Below are 15,892 nucleotides of genomic sequence, written 5' to 3' on the forward strand. Positions count from 1 at the left end.
AAAATCAGGGTCGTGTCCATTCCCGCCGGTCTGCTGCGCGCTATGGGCAAGGTTGCGGGAAAGTCAGCCCCGCTCATGAAAGACATGGGAGCCATGGCGGCCTGGTTCGATACCGGCCGCTATGTGGCCAAGACGAGCCGCCAGGCAGAACTCTTCGGTCCCGCGCCAACTCCGGAAGACGCGGTCGCGCGCTTCGCTGCGCGGTTGGGCCATGGACGAGCGCAGTCCTAATGGGTGCGGCGGGGTCCAGATTAACGGGAGGTCCCGCCGGGTCGCACGTGCCGCCGCCACATAACGGTCAAAGGTCCGTGGCTCCGCGGACGCAATCGGCGTAGCCTGCGCTTAGGCGCGCTCTTCGCGCACCCGCGCGTCGGCATGAAACGGGCGATGCCATGAAGAAATACGGCACAGATCATGATCCGCGGCCGGCGGCTTCGGCCGCGTCTGGGCGCCCGTCATCAGCCCGTGCACCGCTTCGCCTCGCTGCCACCCTGGCGTTTGCCGGCTTCACGCTGTCCGTGGTCGCCGGGTTGCTCCATGCCGATACGGCCAGCGCAAACGACCACCCGGCGACGTTCGCGGAGTACGCCCGCAGCGGTATTTGGACGGCGGTCCACCTCGGCCAGTTCGCCGGCATGGCGCTTCTCATCTCCGGGCTGCTGGTCCTGCTGGTGGTCCTGAAAGCACCGGACGGGGCCATGGCCTGGACGGCCCGCTTCGGCGCTGTCGCCGCGGTCGCCGCGCTGGCACTTTACGCGGCGCTCCAAGCCGTCGACGGCGTTGCCCTCAAGCACGCCGTGGACGCCTGGGCTGCGGCTCCGGAGCCGGAGAAAGCTGCGCGGTTTGCGACGGCCGAGGGTATCCGTTGGCTGGAGTGGGGCATGCGCAGTTACCAGAGCATCGTGCTGGGCGTGGCCCTGGTCCTGACCGGTGCCGTGGTTGTCGGGGCGCGCCGCGTCTCCCGGCCGATCGGCTATCTCATGGCGCTGTCCGGGCTCGCCTACCTCGCGCAGGGCTGGATCATCGGGGCCGAAGGCTTCTCCCCGGCCAACTCCATTCCCACACTGGCCGGGATTGTCCTTGTTCTGGCGTGGTCCGTGTGGCTGCTGGTCAGTGCCTGGTTCGGGAAGGACGCTCCACCCGGCGACAGGTGACTCGGCTGGCGGGCCTCGCACTGCCGAATTCGCCGGAAAGCTGCGAGAGCGCCGGAAAGGTCCGGCGATCTGGCAGGCTTCCGGCGAATTCGCGCGCTTCAAAACCGGCGGCCGGCGGCTCCTTGGCTCAGGGCAGCCGGTAGCGGATGCCCCAGCTGAGGTGCCAGGTCTCACCGGGGGCCAGCCAGCGCAGGCCCTCGCCACTGTTGAAGGCGTCCGCCGGGGCCGTCATCGGCTCCAGCGCCACCGCCGTTACCGGGCCGCTCTCGCTGGGGAAGACACGGGTGGTGAAGGCCTGGACGTAGCCGAAGGACGCATCCATGAACAGTTGCACCTGGCGGCCGTCCGGGGCTTCCAGATAGTGCAGTGAGCTGCCGTCCGGTTCCCGGAGGACGCCGCTCCAGGCGTCGTCGAGGGCGACCTCTCGAATTAGCTGCCCTGCCCGGAAGTCGTGCTTAGTTCCGTGGACAGCCGTGGTGGCACCGGTCGGATTAAGCCGGTCGTTGACTTCGAGGTGGGCGCCGGCATTGATGACGAGCTTGAGGTCTTCCGTGGGCACAGCACCCATCCGGAGGAAAGGGTGGGCCCCCACGGCGACCGGGGCGGCCTTGGAGCCGGTATTGGTCAGGCTGTGGGTGACAAGAAGTCCGTCTGCCGTGAGCTGGTAGCCGACCGAGGTCGCGAGTTGAAAGGGGTAGCCCGGTGCCGAGGTGATATCGGCAGCCAGCGTAATGCTGGCCGCCGTCCGGCGTGCTACCCGGTACGAGGCGCCGGACAGCAGCCCGTGCAGGGCGTTGCCGTTGCCGGGTTCTGTAATTTCCAGCTGCTGCGGGACACCGTCGTAGGTCCACTGGCCATCGGCCACCCGATTGGGCCACGGCACCAGGACCCAGCCGGCGCACGAGGGCGGAGCGGACTGGGCGGGGTAGTCCTGCAGGAGGGCGACGCCGTCGATTTCCAGTGCGCGCAGGCTGGCGGCGATTTCCGTGACGACGGCTTTTTGGCTGCGGCCGTCCAACATTCCCTGCAGTTCGTAGTGCTCACCCATCGGCGAAGTTCCCTGCCTTGGCACGGTCAGCCTGTCCGTGACGCGGGTGCGGGGATGGTGCCGGGGGTTGGGCCGAGGCCTGCGGGATCGGCCAGGAATGGGGTGAAGGCCAGTTCCGCGGCGCCGATCATCATCAGATCCGACCCGAGTGCTGCGCGGTAGATCTTCGCCTGGTCCGCGGGACCGTCCATGGCCTGCGACCGCAGGATTGCGTCCAACGACGCAGGGGCGAGCGCGTGCAGCGTTCCCAGGAAACCGTCCAGGACAATCGCATCGGGGTTGAAGATGTTCACGGCGTTGCGCAGGGCTATACCCAGATACGTGAGCTGGCGGCCGACTTCATCGTCCACCGCGGCGCTGCGGCTGTTCCCGAGCGCCTCTTCGAGGTCGGCGGCGTCGCCGCTGCTCAACCCGGCCAGTTCCATGAGGCGGGACTGGGAGACTTCGGTTTCCAGGCAGCCCGTGGCACCGCAGTGGCAGGCGCTGCCGCCGGAGCGGACAAAGGTGTGGCCGAGTTCCCCCGCGTAGCCGGAGGCACCCCTGAGCAGCTGTCCGTCGGCGATGATCCCGCCGCCGATGCCGCTGGCGCCGCCGTTGAGATAGATCAGGTTCCCCTGCCCGGCGCTGGTGCCGGCACCGGCACCCGCGCCGAAAATCAGCTCGGCTTCGGCTCCGAGGGAGGCGTCGTTCGCGGCCTGGCACGGATAGCCGGTGGCCTCGCTCAGCATCCGGGCGACCGGTTCATTGCGCCAGCCCAGGTGCGGAGCGTGCCGCACGACGCCGTCGTCGCGGTTGACCAGGCCCGGCACGGCCATGCCAACGCCGGTGATCCGGTAGGACGCATCCAGCTCGGACCGCATCCCGGCGACCACGGCCGCTGCGATATTCACCGCTTCCCGGGCGCTCGGAATCCGTTCCGTTTCGAAGCGGATCTTCTTTTGCACTTTCCCGCCGAGGCTGACCAGGCCGATGGTGACGGCGTCGACCTCCGGGTTGACGGCCAGCGCCGCAATCGACGGGCTGGGGTGGACCTCGGGACTGGGCCTGCCTACCTGCCCCTCGCCGGAGGGCGCCGATTCATAGACCAGGCCCAGGGAGGTGAGGTGGCCGATCAACGTTCCGACGGTGGAGCGGTTCAGCCCCGTTTGGCGGGTCAGTTGGGCGCGGCTGAGGACCCCGTGGTGATGGACGAGGGAGGTCAGCAACGACAAATTGTTGCGGCGCGACGGATCGGGCTCGCCCGCCGGCGCGGAAGCTTGGGTACGTGGAGGCATCATCGTGACAATATCAGCGGCCGAATACCGTGCGGTCCAGGAACGCGTTGCGGAATTTTCCGGCCGGATCCAGCCTGCCGGCCAGGGCTGTGAAGTCGGCAAAGCGCGGATACAGCGGGGCGAGGGCGGCGGCGCCGCCGCGGAACAGTTTGCCCCAGTGCGGCCTGGCACCGAACGGGGCCAGTTCCGCTTCGAGGCGGGGCAGGATCGCGGTGACCGCGGGCTCGTCCCTGCGCCAGGTGAAGTGCAGGCCGATTCCGTCGCGGCCGTAGTTGGGGCTGAGCCACAGCTGGTCTGCTGCGATCGTGCGGATTTCCGCGACCAGGAGCAGGGGCGTGACGATCCCGGACAGGCCCCGCATGGTGCGGATGGCCTCCACGGCGTGCTCGCGGGGGATCAGGTATTCACTCTGCAGCTCCTCACCCTTGCTGGGGGTGAATTCCATCCGGAAGTGCGCGAGCCGGTCGGACCACGGCCCGGGAACGCCAAGTTGCTCCGTGCAGTTACTCCCGGACACGCCGGGCAACGGGTGCCGGGACTGCGTGGCCGGGGTGCCGGAGAAGAATTCCGCGAATCCGGCGGGCAGCACCGCCTGGTCCGTGCGGTTCTTGAGCCATGCCTGGCCCACCTTCGTCCCGCTCCAGTCGGTGAACAGGCTCACGCTGTAGGCCGCGGACGTCACGTCGTCGAAGCTTTCCAGGACCTGTTCCCAGTCCAGGCCCTCAAAGACGCTCTGGACAATCTCGAAGCTGGGTTCAATGTCCAGGGTCAGGCGGCTGACGATGCCCAATGCGCCCAGTCCCACCACCATGCCGGCAAAGTCCGGGTCGCTGCGGCGCGCGGTGACCACGGCGCCGTCGGCGGTGATCAGCTCCAGCGCCGCCACGGCGGTGGCGAGGTTGCCGTTGCGGTCGCCGGAGCCGTGGGTGGCGGTAGCAACGGCGCCCGCCACCGAGATGTGCGGCAGCGAGGCGAGGTTGTGCAGGGCGAAGCCCCGGCGCTGGAGCTCTGCGGCGAGCGTCCCGTAGCGCGTGCCACCGCTGACGGTGACGGTCATGTTCTGCGCATCGACGCTGATGCCCGCGTCGAGCCTGTCCAGCACCACCAAGGTGCCGGCGGTGTCCGCAATGTCGTTGAACGAATGGCGGGACCCCAGCGCACGGATCTTCGCGGCACCCGTAACCAGATCCTGCAGCTCGGCCACGCTGGCCGGATGGGCTATCTGCGGTGCCTGGTAGCCGTAGTTCCCCGCCCAGTTGCGTTCGGTCACCATCTGATCGATCACGGTTGCATCCTTCGCTCGGGGCTCTTTGCCCACGTCACAGCCATAGTGGTTCCGCGGACACGGCCGGTTTTGCTGTTTGTCACAACATAACAGTCGCGCGAAGATTCCGCTACAGCGAGCACCACATTGCCGGATTGGGTCTGGAGCGAGTGGTTGACATCACGAAAATCCATAATATGTTTGTCTCTAGAACAATTCATTCTGAACCTGACCAATCGACGACCACCCCCTACCCTCGGAGCATTCAATGGCGATTCAGCCCACCCGTGACGACAAGTTTTCCTTCGGCCTCTGGACGGTGGGCTGGGAGGCCCAGGACCAGTTCGGCTCCGCCACCCGCCCGCCGCTGGACACGGTGGAAGCCGTCAACAGGCTCAGCGACCTCGGCGCCTACGGCATCACCTTCCACGACAACGACCTCTTTCCCTTCGGCTGCTCCGCGGCTGACCGCCAGCGCGAAATCGACCGGCTGACCGGCGCGCTGAAGGCCACCGGGATGATCGTCCCGATGGTCACCACCAACCTCTTCAGCCACCCCGTCTTCAAGGACGGCGGCTTCACCAGCAACGACCGCGGCGTCCGGCGCTTCGCCTTGCGCAAGGTCCTGGACAACATTGACCTCGCCGCCGAACTCGGTGCGGAAACCTTCGTCATGTGGGGCGGCCGGGAAGGCAGCGAATACGACGCCGCAAAGGACATCCGCGGCGCCCTGGAACGCTACCGCGAAGCCGTGAACCTGCTGGGCGACTACGTCACGGACAACGGTTACAACATCCGGTTCGCCATCGAGCCCAAGCCCAACGAACCCCGCGGCGACATCCTCCTGCCCACCCTCGGCCACGCCCTGGCGTTCATCGAAACCCTCGAGCGCCCCGAACTGGTGGGCATCAACCCCGAGACCGGGCACGAGCAGATGGCCGGACTGAACTTCACCCACGGCATCGCCCAGGCGCTCTACCAGGGCAAGCTCTTCCACATCGACCTCAACGGCCAGCGCAGCATCAAGTTCGACCAGGACCTGGTGTTCGGCCACGGCGACCTGCAGAACGCGTTCTCCCTCGTGGACCTGCTCGAAAACGGCGGCCCCGACGGCGGACCGGCCTACGACGGCCCGCGCCACTTCGACTACAAGCCCAGCCGCACCGAGGACATCGACGGCGTATGGGACTCCGCGGCCGCCAACATGCAGACCTACCTGCTGCTTAAGGAACGCGCCAAGGCCTTCCGCGCCGACCCCGAGGTCCAGGCCGCGCTGCAGGCCTCCCGCGTGGCGGAAATCAACGAACCCACCCTCAACCCGGGCGAAGGCTACGAACAGCTCCGCGCCGACCGCGCCTCCTACGAGGACTTCGACGCCGACGCCTACTTCGGCGGCAAGGGCTTCGGTTTCGTGAAGCTGCAGCAGCTCTTCATCGAGCACCTGCTCGGCGCCCGCTAAGACCGTGACGGCTGCTCCCATGAACCTTGTTGCCGGCGTCGACTCCTCCACCCAAAGCTGCAAAGTGGTGGTCCTCGACGCCGGCACCGGCACGCTGGTCCGCGACGGCCGGGCCGCCCACCCGGACGGAACGGAGGTCCACCCGGACCACTGGTGGCGGGCCTTGTCAGCGGCGTTCGACGACGCCGGCGGGCTGGCGGACGTCAGCGCGCTCTCGGTGGGGGGCCAGCAGCACGGCATGGTGCTGCTGGACCACGCCGGCAACGTGGTGCGCCCGGCGCTGCTGTGGAACGACACCCGATCGGCGTCGGCGGCGGCCGCACTCACCGATGAAGTGGGGGCGGAGGACTTTGCCCGCAGGACCGGGCTGGTCCCGGTGGCCTCCTTCACCATCACCAAGATCCGCTGGGTCCGGGACCACGAACCGGACCTGGCGGACCGGGTCGCGGCTGTTGCGCTGCCCCACGACTGGCTGACCTGGCGGCTCCGCGGTTACGGTCCGGCAGCAGCCAGCCCGCTGGGCCCGGACCTGGACCAGCTCACCACCGACCGCTCCGATGCCAGCGGCACCGGATACTGGAGCCCTTCGGCCGGCGAATACGATCTGGAGCTGTTCAAACTGGCCTTCGGCCGGGACGCCAGGGAGGCCAGCGGGGGTGCCGGGCACCGGGATCCAGGCACCGTGGTTCTGCCGCGGGTGCTTGGCCCCGGGGACGCCGCCGGGGCGGTCCACCCCGGCTGCTTCGGTTCCGCGAATCAGTTGCCCGGCCAGTCCGGATCAAGCCCGGCCGGACCCAGTCACCGCATTCTCCTCGGCGCCGGCGCCGGGGACAACGCGGCCGCCGCCCTCGGTCTGGGAGCCGAACCCGGTGACGTGGTGGTGTCCGTTGGCACCAGCGGCACGGTGTTCTCGGTGGCGTCCCGTGCCGTCGCCGATCCCAGCGGAACGGTGGCGGGCTTCGCGGACGCCAGCGGAGATTACCTGCCCATCGCCGTCACGCTGAATGCCGCGCGCGTGCTCGGCTCCGTGGCAGGCATCCTGGGCGTGGACTTCGACGAACTTGCGCGACTTGCCCTGGGCGCCGAACCCGGCGCCGGCGGCGTGGTGCTGGTGCCGTATTTCGAAGGTGAGCGCACGCCCAACCTGCCCCACGCCAAAGCCAGCTTCCACGGGCTCAGCATTGCCTCCAGCACCAGGAGCAATCTGGCCCGGGCAGCCATCGAAGGCATGCTCTGCGGGCTGTCCGGCGGCCTGGATGCCCTCCGCGCCCAAGGGAGCCCCGCAACACGGCTGCTGCTGATCGGCGGCGCCGTGCAGAACCCCGCGGTGCAGGCCATCGCGGCCCAGGTCTTCGACCTGCCGGTCGTGGTCCCGAGCCCGGGGGAGTACGTGGCCAGGGGTGCTGCCGTCCAGGCAGCCTGGGCCTCCAGCGGCAACCGGCCGGCCTGGCCGGTCGCGGTGGACGCCGCACCCGCCCCGGACTTCCACCCGGCCATCAGGCAAAACTACCTGCGGGCGAGCAGTCGCGTTGACCCCGGCAACTGAGCCGCTGCTGGCCGTAACAGTGCTGCTGGCCTCCGGCCACCAGGATCCGCCCGGTTTCCGCCGTGCCAACGGCGACTAGTGCCGCGGAATCTCCGGTTCCGGGTCCCCGGCGGCGGGAGCGGCCGTCGACTCCCGGACCACCAGGTGGGTGGCGAGTTCGACCCGCCGCGAGTCGAGCTCCTCGTTGTTGGCCAGCCGGAGGACGGCGCGCAGTGCGGCGCGGCCCATCTCCTGCAGCGGCTGCGTCACGGTAGTCAGGGCGGGGATGGACTGCTCCGCCTGGTACGTGCCGTCGAAGCCCACCACGCTCAGGTCTTCGGGGATCCGCAGCCCGTGCCGCCGGGCCTCGGCCAGGACGCCGAGGCCAATGCTGTCACTCCCCGCGAAGATGGCGGTGGGGGGCTCGGGGAGAGCCACGAGCGCCTTGAGCGAGCGGATTCCGTGTTCGGGGCGGAATTTGTCCAGCATGACGTAGTCGGGCCTGATCTGGACTCCGCCGGCCATGAGTGCCGCCATGTAGCCATGGAGGCGGGCCTGGTTGCATTCGGCCGATTCCGGTCCGCCAATGTAGGCGATCCGCCGGTGGCCGAGGCCGAGCAGGTGCTCCGTGGCTTCCTTGCCGCCCGCCCAGTTCGTGGCCCCCACACTGACAACCTCCGACGGCGGCGGGTTGAGCGGATCGATCACCACCACCGGGATGTGCCGCCGGCGGAAGGCGCTCAACTGGGCCGTGCTGAAGCCGGACGTCACCACAATCAAACCGAGCCGGCCTTCATCCAGGATGCGCTGGGCCCGCCGTTCCGGACTGAGCGTCATGGCCGCCGGGTGCCCGGTGACATCGACCAGGACCTGGACGTCAATGGACGCGGCCTGCTCCAGCACTCCGTTCAGGACCTCGACGGAATACGCGGAGTACAGCGAGTCGAAAACGACTTCAACGATCCCGGTCCGGCCCTCGGCATGTTTGCGCTGGTGCGTGGACTGGTAGCCCAGCTGTTCAAGTGCCGCCAGGACTTTGGTGCGCGTGCTCTCGGCAACGTCCTCCCGCCCGTTGATGACCTTGGAGACCGTGGGTGAGGAAACGCCGGCCTCCCGGGCGACCGCCGCCAGCGTTGGCCTGCCGGAACCCTGGACTACTGACACGATGACTCCTGTACTTTCGAAATATTTCGATAGGAAGAAGTCTTGCCTTGTTTGTCCGGTGCGTCAAGCTTATTTGGTTCAGATGAACCAAGGTTTCCAAATTCGCCCTTGACTGTGACTGTTGTCACCACTACTTTAGTTTCAGAAGTTACAAACTTTTACGAAACTTTTCGAAGCTCAGCTTCACCCCATCAGCAGCGGCAGCGCAGCCTTCCTTAGGAGGGCAGAGCTGCCACTCCCACAACCGGGCCATCAGCGCAGACCCCGGAGGACGAATGGAATCCCAGATGAAAAATCGTACGTTTCGCAGTGCCACAATGGCCCTTTCGGCCGCCGCAGTTTCGATCAGCCTGGCCGCCTGCGGCTCCAGCGGACCGGCAGGAACTGCCGCCAGCGCTGATTCGGCCACGATGTGGGGGCTGACGGGCGGCAATCAGCCTGTCCTGCAGCAGTCCGTCACGGACTGGAACTCCGCCCACCCGGACTCGTCCATCAAGCTGGATTTCTTCGCGAACGACGCCTACAAGACCAAGGTGCGCACCGCCGTCGGTGCCGGCCAGGGCCCCACCTTTATCTACGGCTGGGGCGGCGGCGTGTTGAAGTCCTACGTGGATGCCGGACAGGTGGATGACCTCTCCGGGTTCCTGGCGGACAACCCTGAGGTCAAGGACCGCTACCTCCCGGCGGTACTCAAGAACGGCGTCATCGACGGCAAGACCTACGCCTTGCCCAACAACAATGTGCAGCCGGTGGTGCTCTACTTCAACAAGGACGTTTTCGACAAGGTGGGCGCCCAGGCCCCCAAGACCTGGGATGAGCTGATGGCGCTGGTGCCAAAGTTCAAGGACGCCGGCATTGCCCCGTTCTCGCTCGGCGGCCAGTCCCGGTGGCCGGACCTGATGTGGCTTGAGTACCTCGTGGAACGCATCGGCGGCCCGGAGGTCTTCGCCAACATCGCAGCCAACAAGCCGGACGCCTGGTCCGACCCCGCGGTCACCGAGGCACTGAACAAGATCCAGCAGCTCGTAGACGCCGGCGGCTTCGCCAACGGCTTCTCGTCCATCGCAGCGGACAGCAACGCCGACCAGGCACTGCTGTACACCGGCAAGGCGGCCATGATCCTGCAGGGCGGCTGGATCTACCAGGGCATGAAGAAGGACGCCGCCGACTTCGTCAAGAGCGGCAAGCTCGGTTACACCACGTTCCCCACGGTCTCCGGCGGCAAGGGAGATGCCACCAACGTGGTGGGCAACCCCTCCAACTTCTGGTCCGTCTCCTCCAAGGCCACCGACGGCCAGAAGAAGGCCGCCCTCGACTACGTGAAGTCCGGCATGTTCTCGGACAGCAACATCCAGGCCCTCATCGACTCCGGCGCCGTGCCCGTGGTCAAGGGCATCGAAAGCAAGCTCGCCGCGTCCCCGGACAAGGACTTCCTGACCTACGTCTATGGCATGGCCAAGAACGCCCCGAGCTTCACGCTCTCCTGGGACCAGGCTCTGACCCCGGCGCAGGGTGACGCCATGCTGGCCAACCTGGACCAGATCTTCCTGAAGAAGATCACCCCTGAGCAGTTCGTCGCCACGATGAACGCGACGATCGGAAAGTAATCCAGTGTCCACCACCTCCGGTTCCTCCCGGCGGGCCCTTCAACCGGGCCCGTCGGGGTGGCTGGCCGCGCCAGCCCTTGCCTTCTTCCTGCTCTTCGCCATCATTCCGCTGATCGGTGTCTTGTTCCTGAGCTTCACTTCGTGGGACGGCCTGGGCGAGATCAAACTGGACGGGTTGTCCAGCTGGACAACGGTCCTGACTGATCCCGTCACCGGCAACGCACTGCTGGTGACGGCGAAGATCATGTTCTTCTCGTTCATCATCCAGGCGCCCATCAGCCTGCTCCTGGGCGTCTTCACCGCCGCGGGCCAGAAGTACCGCGCCGCGTTGGCCGTGCTGTACTTCGTGCCGCTGCTGTTGTCCTCGGCCGCCGTCGCCATCGCGTTCAAGGCTCTGCTGGACCCCAACTTCGGCCTGGGCGCCGGGCTCGGCCTGCCGATCCTGGCCCAGGACTGGCTGGGCAATTCGGACCTGGTGCTGTTCGTCGTCGTCTTCGTCATCGCCTGGCAGTTCGTCCCGTTCCACACGCTGATCTACCAAGGCGGCGTGCGCCAGATCCCCGCGTCGCTGTATGAGGCCGCGCAGATCGACGGTGCCGGACGGGTCCAGCAGTTCTTCAACATCACGCTGCCCCAGCTGAAATACACCATCATCACCTCCTCCACGCTCATGGTGGTCGGCTCCCTGGCGTACTTTGACCTCGTCTTCGTCCTCACCGGCGGCGGTCCCGGCTACGCCACGCGACTGCTCCCGCTGCACATGTACCTCACCGGGTTCAAAGCCAATGACATGGGAGCCGCCAGTGCCCTCGGCGTCATCCTCGTCGCGATCGGCCTGGCGCTCGCCCTGCTGCTGCAGCGGCTGGGCGGCAAGAACCGCAACGCAAGCCAATTGGAAGGTGCCTGATGGCTTCCATCACCCAGCTCCCCGTCCCGCCCTCGGCCCCCGCCCGCCCCGCCGTCAGGCCCCGCCCGCGGACCAAGGGACCGGGACGGACCCGCCCGAACTTCCTTGGCGGCCTCGGCGGCTGGCTCTGGCTGGCCATCATCATCGTCCCCGTCTACTACGTGGTGGTGACGAGCCTGAAAAACCAGGCCGGGTTCTTCACGTCCAACCCGATGATGCCGCCGTCTGAGCCCACCCTGGACAACTACAAACTGGTGGTGGAGAACGATTTCGCCCGGTACTTTGCCAACAGCCTCATCGTCACGGTGGGCAGTGTGGTGCCGGCCCTGCTGGTTTCCTTCATGGCCGCCTACGCGATTGTCCGCGGCAGGAGCAGGTTCCTCAGCTGGACCAACAACCTGTTCCTGCTGGGCCTGGCCATCCCGCTGCACGCGACGATCATCCCCATCTACTGGATGATCACCCGCGCCCATCTGTACGACACCCTGCTGGCCCTGATCCTGCCTTCCATTGCCTTCGCCATCCCGATCTCCGTGCTGATCCTGTCCAACTTCATGCGGGACGTGCCCAATGAACTTTTCGAATCAATGCGGCTGGATGGCTGCTCCGACTGGGCAATGATGTGGCGCCTGGCGCTGCCCATGACCCGGCCCGCTGTGGTGACCGTAGGGATCTACAACGCGCTCGGAGTGTGGAACGGCTTCCTGTTCCCGCTGATCCTGACCCAAAGCCCCGAAACCCGCGTGCTGCCGCTGTCACTGTGGACGTTCCAGGGCGAGTTCAGCGTCAACATACCGGCGGTGCTGGCCGCCGTCGTGCTCGCCACCCTGCCGCTGCTGGTGGTCTACGTGATCGCCCGGCGTCAGCTGCTCAGCGGCCTCACGGCCGGCTTCAGCAAATAGAGAGGACTTGTTGTGACTGAACCGAAACCCTTGCGGGTGGGAATGGTGGGCTACGCCTTCATGGGCGCCGCGCACTCCCACGCCTGGCGGACAGCGCCGCGGTTCTTCGACCTCCCGCTCGCTCCAGAGCTGGCGGCCGTTGCCGGCCGGAATCCGGAGGGCGTGCGGGCCGCGGCGGCCAAGTACGGCTGGGACTCCGTGGAGACGGACTGGCGGGCGCTGATCGAGCGGGACGACATCGACCTGATCGACATCTGCACTCCCGGCAACACGCACGCCGAGATCGCCATCGCCGCGCTCGAGGCCGGCAAGCACGTCCTGTGCGAGAAACCGCTCGCGAATTCCGTGGCCGAGGCCGAGCGGATGACCGCGGCCGCGGACGCCGCGGCGGGCCGGGGCGTGTACTCCATGTGCGGGTTCAGCTACCGCCGCACCCCTGCCCTGGCGCTCGCCAAGAGGATGGTCGCCGCGGGCCGGCTCGGGCAGATCCGGCACGTGCGGGCCCAGTACCTGCAGGACTGGCTGAGCGACGCCGACGCACCCCTGACCTGGCGGCTGGACAAAACCAAGTCCGGGTCCGGCGCGCTCGGGGACATCGGGGCGCACAGCATCGACGCCGCCCAGTGGATCACCGGACGGAACATCACCGGGGTCTCGGCGCTGATGGAAACCTTCGTGACCGAACGTCCCCTGGCCGGGGACCTGGTGGGCCTGGGCGGGCACGGCGCCGCCGGCGCCGAGCGCGGGCCGGTCACCGTGGACGACGCCGCCCTCTTCACCGCCCGTTTTGAGGGAACGCCCGACGACGGTCCTGCCTCCGGCCCGATCGGCATCTTTGAGGCCACCCGGTTCGCGCTTGGCCGGAAGAACGCCATGCGCCTGGAACTGAACGGCACTTTGGGCTCCGTGGCCTTTGACTTCGAGGACATGAACACCCTGTCCGTCTACGACGCCGCCGACGGCCCCGACTCCGGGTTCCGCAAGATCCTCGTCACCGAGCCCGAACACCCCTACACCGGTAACTGGTGGCCCACCGGCCACGGCCTGGGCTACGAACACGTCTTCACCCACCAGGCGGTCGACCTCATCCACGCCATCGCCGAAAACCGGCCGCCCTCACCCTCCTTCGCCGACGCCCTCCAGGTCCAAAAAGTCCTCGCCGCCATCGAAACCAGCGCCGGCAACAACAGCCACTGGCACACCCTCTGAGAGGAAAGACCATGACACGACCCATTACTCTCTTCACCGGCCAGTGGGCCGACCTGCCCTTCGAAGAGGTGGCGCGGCTCGCCGGTGAGTGGGGCTTCGACGGCCTGGAGATCGCCTGCTGGGGCGACCACCTGGACCCGCAGCGCGCCGTCGAGGACGACGCCTATCTCCAGGGCCGGCTGGACATCCTGGACAAGCACCAACTCAAAGTCCACGCGATCGCCAACCACCTCACCGGGCAGGCCGTCTGCGACGACCCGATCGACGAACGCCACGAGGGCATTCTTCCCGCCGATGTGTGGGGCAACGGTGAGCCCGAAGGAGTCCGCATGCGTGCCGCCGAGGCCATGAAGACCACCGCGCGGGCGGCCGCCAGGCTCGGCGTGCAGACCGTCACCGGGTTCACCGGATCCTCGATCTGGAAATGCATTGCCATGTTTCCGCCCGCCTCGGACGCCATGATCGAACGCGGCTACCAGGACTTCGCCGACCGCTGGAACCCGATCCTCGACGTCTTCGAGGAGGAAGGCGTCCGTTTCGCCCTCGAGGTCCACCCGTCCGAAATCGCCTACGACTACTGGACCGCCAAGCGCACTCTCGAGGCCATCGGCCACCGGGAGAGCTTCGGCCTGAACTTCGACCCGTCCCACTTCGTGTGGCAGGACCTGGATCCTGTCATGTTCCTGCAGTGCTTCGCCGAGAAGATCTTCCACGTCCACATCAAGGAGTCCGTCCGGCAGTTCAACGGCCGCAATGGCCGGCTCGGCTCGCACCTGCCCTGGGCCGATCCCCGCCGTGGGTGGGACTTCGTCACGGCCGGCCACGGAGACGTCAACTGGGAACCGATTTTCCGGACCCTGAACGCCATCGGATATCAGGGCCCCACCAGCGTCGAATGGGAGGACGCGGGTATGGACCGCCTGCTCGGCGCACCGCAGGCCCTCGCCCTGGTCAAGGAACTTGCCACGATCACACCGCCCGCGGCCGCGTTCGATGCCGCCTTCGCCGCCCGCTGAGCCGGTCACGGCCACAACAAACCAACAACAGAGGAACCCCATGACAACCGAGAAAAAGACCGCCCTCGTGGTGCGCGGCGGCTGGGACGGGCACCAGCCCGTCGCGGCCACCGAGGAATTCATCCCATACCTGCACGCCAGCGGCTACGAGGTCCGGGTGGAGGAATCGCCCAAGATCTACGCCGACGCCGACTACATGGCCGGCGTCGACCTCATCCTGCAGTGCGTGACCATGTCCACTATCGAAAAGGACGAGTTCGAGGGCCTCCGGACCGCGATTGAAAACGGCACGGGCCTGGCCGGCTGGCACGGCGGCATTGCGGATTCCTACCGCAACACCTCGGACTACCTGCACCTGATCGGCGGGCAGTTTGCCTGCCACCCGGGCAAACACCCGGACGAGCGCACGGGCGAACAGCCCGACAACTACGTCCCGTACACGGTCAACATGCTCCCGGCAGCGGCCGGGCATCCGATCACTGCCGGTCTCGGCGACTTCGATCTCGTCACCGAACAGTACTGGGTCCTCGCCGACGACTACATCGACGTCCTGGCCACCACCACCCAGAAGGTTCGCGAATGGGACCCCTGGCACCGGGAAGTCACCTCGCCCGCCATCTGGACCCGGCAGTGGGGCAAGGGCAGGATTTTCGTCTGCACCCCGGGACACCGCGTCGAAATCCTCCAGGACAGCAACGTCCGCACCATCATCGAAAGGGGCCTGCTGTGGGCAAGCCGTTAAACGTTGGAATCATCGGCTGTGGAGCCATCATCGCCCAGTACCTGGTCAACTTCCGCCGGCTCGAGGACATCAACCTCGTCGCCGTCGCGGACCTTGACCCGTCCCGGGCGCAGGCAGTTGCCGACTCGTACGACGGCGTCCGGGCGCTCACGGTCGACGCGCTCCTGGCCGCCGACGACGTCGAACTCGTCCTGAACCTGACCATTCCCGCGGCGCACGCCGAGATCGCCCTCCGCGCCATTGCCGCCGGCAAATCCGTCTACGGCGAGAAGCCGTTGGCGGCAACCACCGCGGAGGCCCGGCAGGTGCTGGACGCCGCGCGGGCAGCATGCGTCGTGTTCGGCTGCGCCCCGGACACCGTGCTCGGCACCGGGATCCAGACCGCCCGGAAAGCCATCGACGACGGACTGATCGGCCGGCCCATCTCCGCGACCGCCACCATGGTCACTCCGGGGCATGAGCGCTGGCACCCGAACCCGGACTTCTATTACCAGCCCGGCGGCGGCCCGCTGCTGGACATGGGACCGTACTACGTCTCCGCCCTGGTCACCCTGCTCGGACCCGTGGACTCGGTGATCGGTGCGGCCAGCCACACCCGCGACGAGCGGACCATCGGCTCGG

The 15,892-nt window shown here is 67.3% G+C and carries 14 protein-coding genes and 1 pseudogene; 11 read left to right on the forward strand and 4 right to left on the reverse strand.

Annotated features, from left to right (window positions below; translation table 11 throughout):
* Both Y706_RS27925 and Y706_RS0107365 read left to right on the forward strand, forming a co-directional pair.
* Nucleotides 1–231, forward strand: a pseudogene (locus tag Y706_RS27925) (SDR family NAD(P)-dependent oxidoreductase); the annotation flags it as partial.
* A gap of 161 nt (nucleotides 232–392) precedes the next feature.
* Nucleotides 393–1,154 carry a DUF4386 family protein gene (locus Y706_RS0107365; protein WP_028276091.1) on the forward strand — a complete coding sequence of 254 codons (762 nt, stop codon included), beginning with the start codon at nucleotides 393–395 and terminating at the stop codon, nucleotides 1,152–1,154.
* 127 nt (nucleotides 1,155–1,281) lie between these two features.
* Here the strand turns inward: Y706_RS0107365 and Y706_RS0107370 are convergent, their stop codons facing one another.
* The 3 genes from Y706_RS0107370 to Y706_RS0107380 all read right to left on the reverse strand — a co-directional run bounded on the left by Y706_RS0107370 (nucleotide 1,282) and on the right by Y706_RS0107380 (nucleotide 4,749).
* Nucleotides 1,282–2,202 carry an aldose 1-epimerase family protein gene (locus Y706_RS0107370; RefSeq protein ID WP_043435297.1) on the reverse strand — a complete coding sequence of 307 codons (921 nt, stop codon included), beginning with the start codon at nucleotides 2,200–2,202 and terminating at the stop codon, nucleotides 1,282–1,284.
* Between the two features lie 26 nt (nucleotides 2,203–2,228).
* Entirely contained in the window at nucleotides 2,229–3,407 is a 1,179-nt protein-coding gene (locus Y706_RS24120; RefSeq protein WP_253906711.1) for an ROK family protein, read from the reverse strand.
* A gap of 82 nt (nucleotides 3,408–3,489) precedes the next feature.
* Nucleotides 3,490–4,749: an FAD-binding protein gene (locus Y706_RS0107380; RefSeq protein ID WP_162159066.1), complete on the reverse strand. Its 1,260-nt coding sequence runs from the start codon at nucleotides 4,747–4,749 to the stop codon at nucleotides 3,490–3,492.
* Between the two features lie 259 nt (nucleotides 4,750–5,008).
* Here Y706_RS0107380 and xylA point away from each other — a divergent pair, with 259 nt between their 5' ends.
* Both xylA and Y706_RS0107390 read left to right on the forward strand, forming a co-directional pair.
* Nucleotides 5,009–6,199 carry a xylose isomerase gene (gene xylA / locus Y706_RS0107385; RefSeq protein WP_028276094.1) on the forward strand — a complete coding sequence of 397 codons (1,191 nt, stop codon included), beginning with the start codon at nucleotides 5,009–5,011 and terminating at the stop codon, nucleotides 6,197–6,199.
* A gap of 19 nt (nucleotides 6,200–6,218) precedes the next feature.
* Complete coding sequence (locus Y706_RS0107390; RefSeq protein WP_028276095.1) at nucleotides 6,219–7,745, forward strand: xylulokinase; 1,527 nt, start codon at nucleotides 6,219–6,221, stop codon at nucleotides 7,743–7,745.
* 75 nt (nucleotides 7,746–7,820) lie between these two features.
* Here the strand turns inward: Y706_RS0107390 and Y706_RS0107400 are convergent, their stop codons facing one another.
* Nucleotides 7,821–8,888, reverse strand: a complete 1,068-nt coding sequence (locus Y706_RS0107400; RefSeq protein ID WP_156945082.1) for a LacI family DNA-binding transcriptional regulator — start codon at nucleotides 8,886–8,888, stop codon at nucleotides 7,821–7,823.
* Nucleotides 8,889–9,175: 287 nt separating this feature from the next.
* On the opposite strand from Y706_RS0107400, the gene Y706_RS0107405 reads away from it, so the two are divergent.
* From Y706_RS0107405 to Y706_RS24125, 7 genes are all read left to right on the forward strand, one after another.
* Nucleotides 9,176–10,495 carry an ABC transporter substrate-binding protein gene (locus Y706_RS0107405; protein ID WP_028276097.1) on the forward strand — a complete coding sequence of 440 codons (1,320 nt, stop codon included), beginning with the start codon at nucleotides 9,176–9,178 and terminating at the stop codon, nucleotides 10,493–10,495.
* Nucleotides 10,496–10,499: 4 nt separating this feature from the next.
* Entirely contained in the window at nucleotides 10,500–11,402 is a 903-nt protein-coding gene (locus Y706_RS0107410) for a carbohydrate ABC transporter permease (protein ID WP_028276098.1), read from the forward strand.
* Nucleotides 11,402–12,304, forward strand: coding sequence for a carbohydrate ABC transporter permease (locus Y706_RS0107415; RefSeq protein ID WP_028276099.1), 903 nt, complete (start codon nucleotides 11,402–11,404; stop codon nucleotides 12,302–12,304). Before Y706_RS0107410 ends, Y706_RS0107415 begins: the two co-directional genes overlap by 1 nt.
* A 12-nt stretch (nucleotides 12,305–12,316) precedes the next feature.
* Complete coding sequence (locus Y706_RS0107420) at nucleotides 12,317–13,513, forward strand: Gfo/Idh/MocA family protein (protein WP_028276100.1); 1,197 nt, start codon at nucleotides 12,317–12,319, stop codon at nucleotides 13,511–13,513.
* An 11-nt stretch (nucleotides 13,514–13,524) separates the two neighbouring features.
* Nucleotides 13,525–14,529, forward strand: a complete 1,005-nt coding sequence (locus tag Y706_RS0107425; protein ID WP_028276101.1) for a sugar phosphate isomerase/epimerase family protein — start codon at nucleotides 13,525–13,527, stop codon at nucleotides 14,527–14,529.
* A 40-nt stretch (nucleotides 14,530–14,569) separates the two neighbouring features.
* Nucleotides 14,570–15,271 (forward strand): ThuA domain-containing protein, encoded by a 702-nt coding sequence (locus tag Y706_RS0107430; RefSeq protein ID WP_028276102.1) that lies wholly within the window; start codon nucleotides 14,570–14,572, stop codon nucleotides 15,269–15,271.
* Nucleotides 15,256–15,892 (forward strand): Gfo/Idh/MocA family protein (locus Y706_RS24125; protein WP_043435299.1); only part of this gene is annotated, 637 nt, incomplete at its 3' end. The genes Y706_RS0107430 and Y706_RS24125, both read left to right, overlap by 16 nt.

The sequence above is a fragment of the Arthrobacter sp. I3 genome (assembly GCF_000520575.1).
GTDB lineage: Bacteria > Actinomycetota > Actinomycetes > Actinomycetales > Micrococcaceae > Arthrobacter > Arthrobacter humicola_A.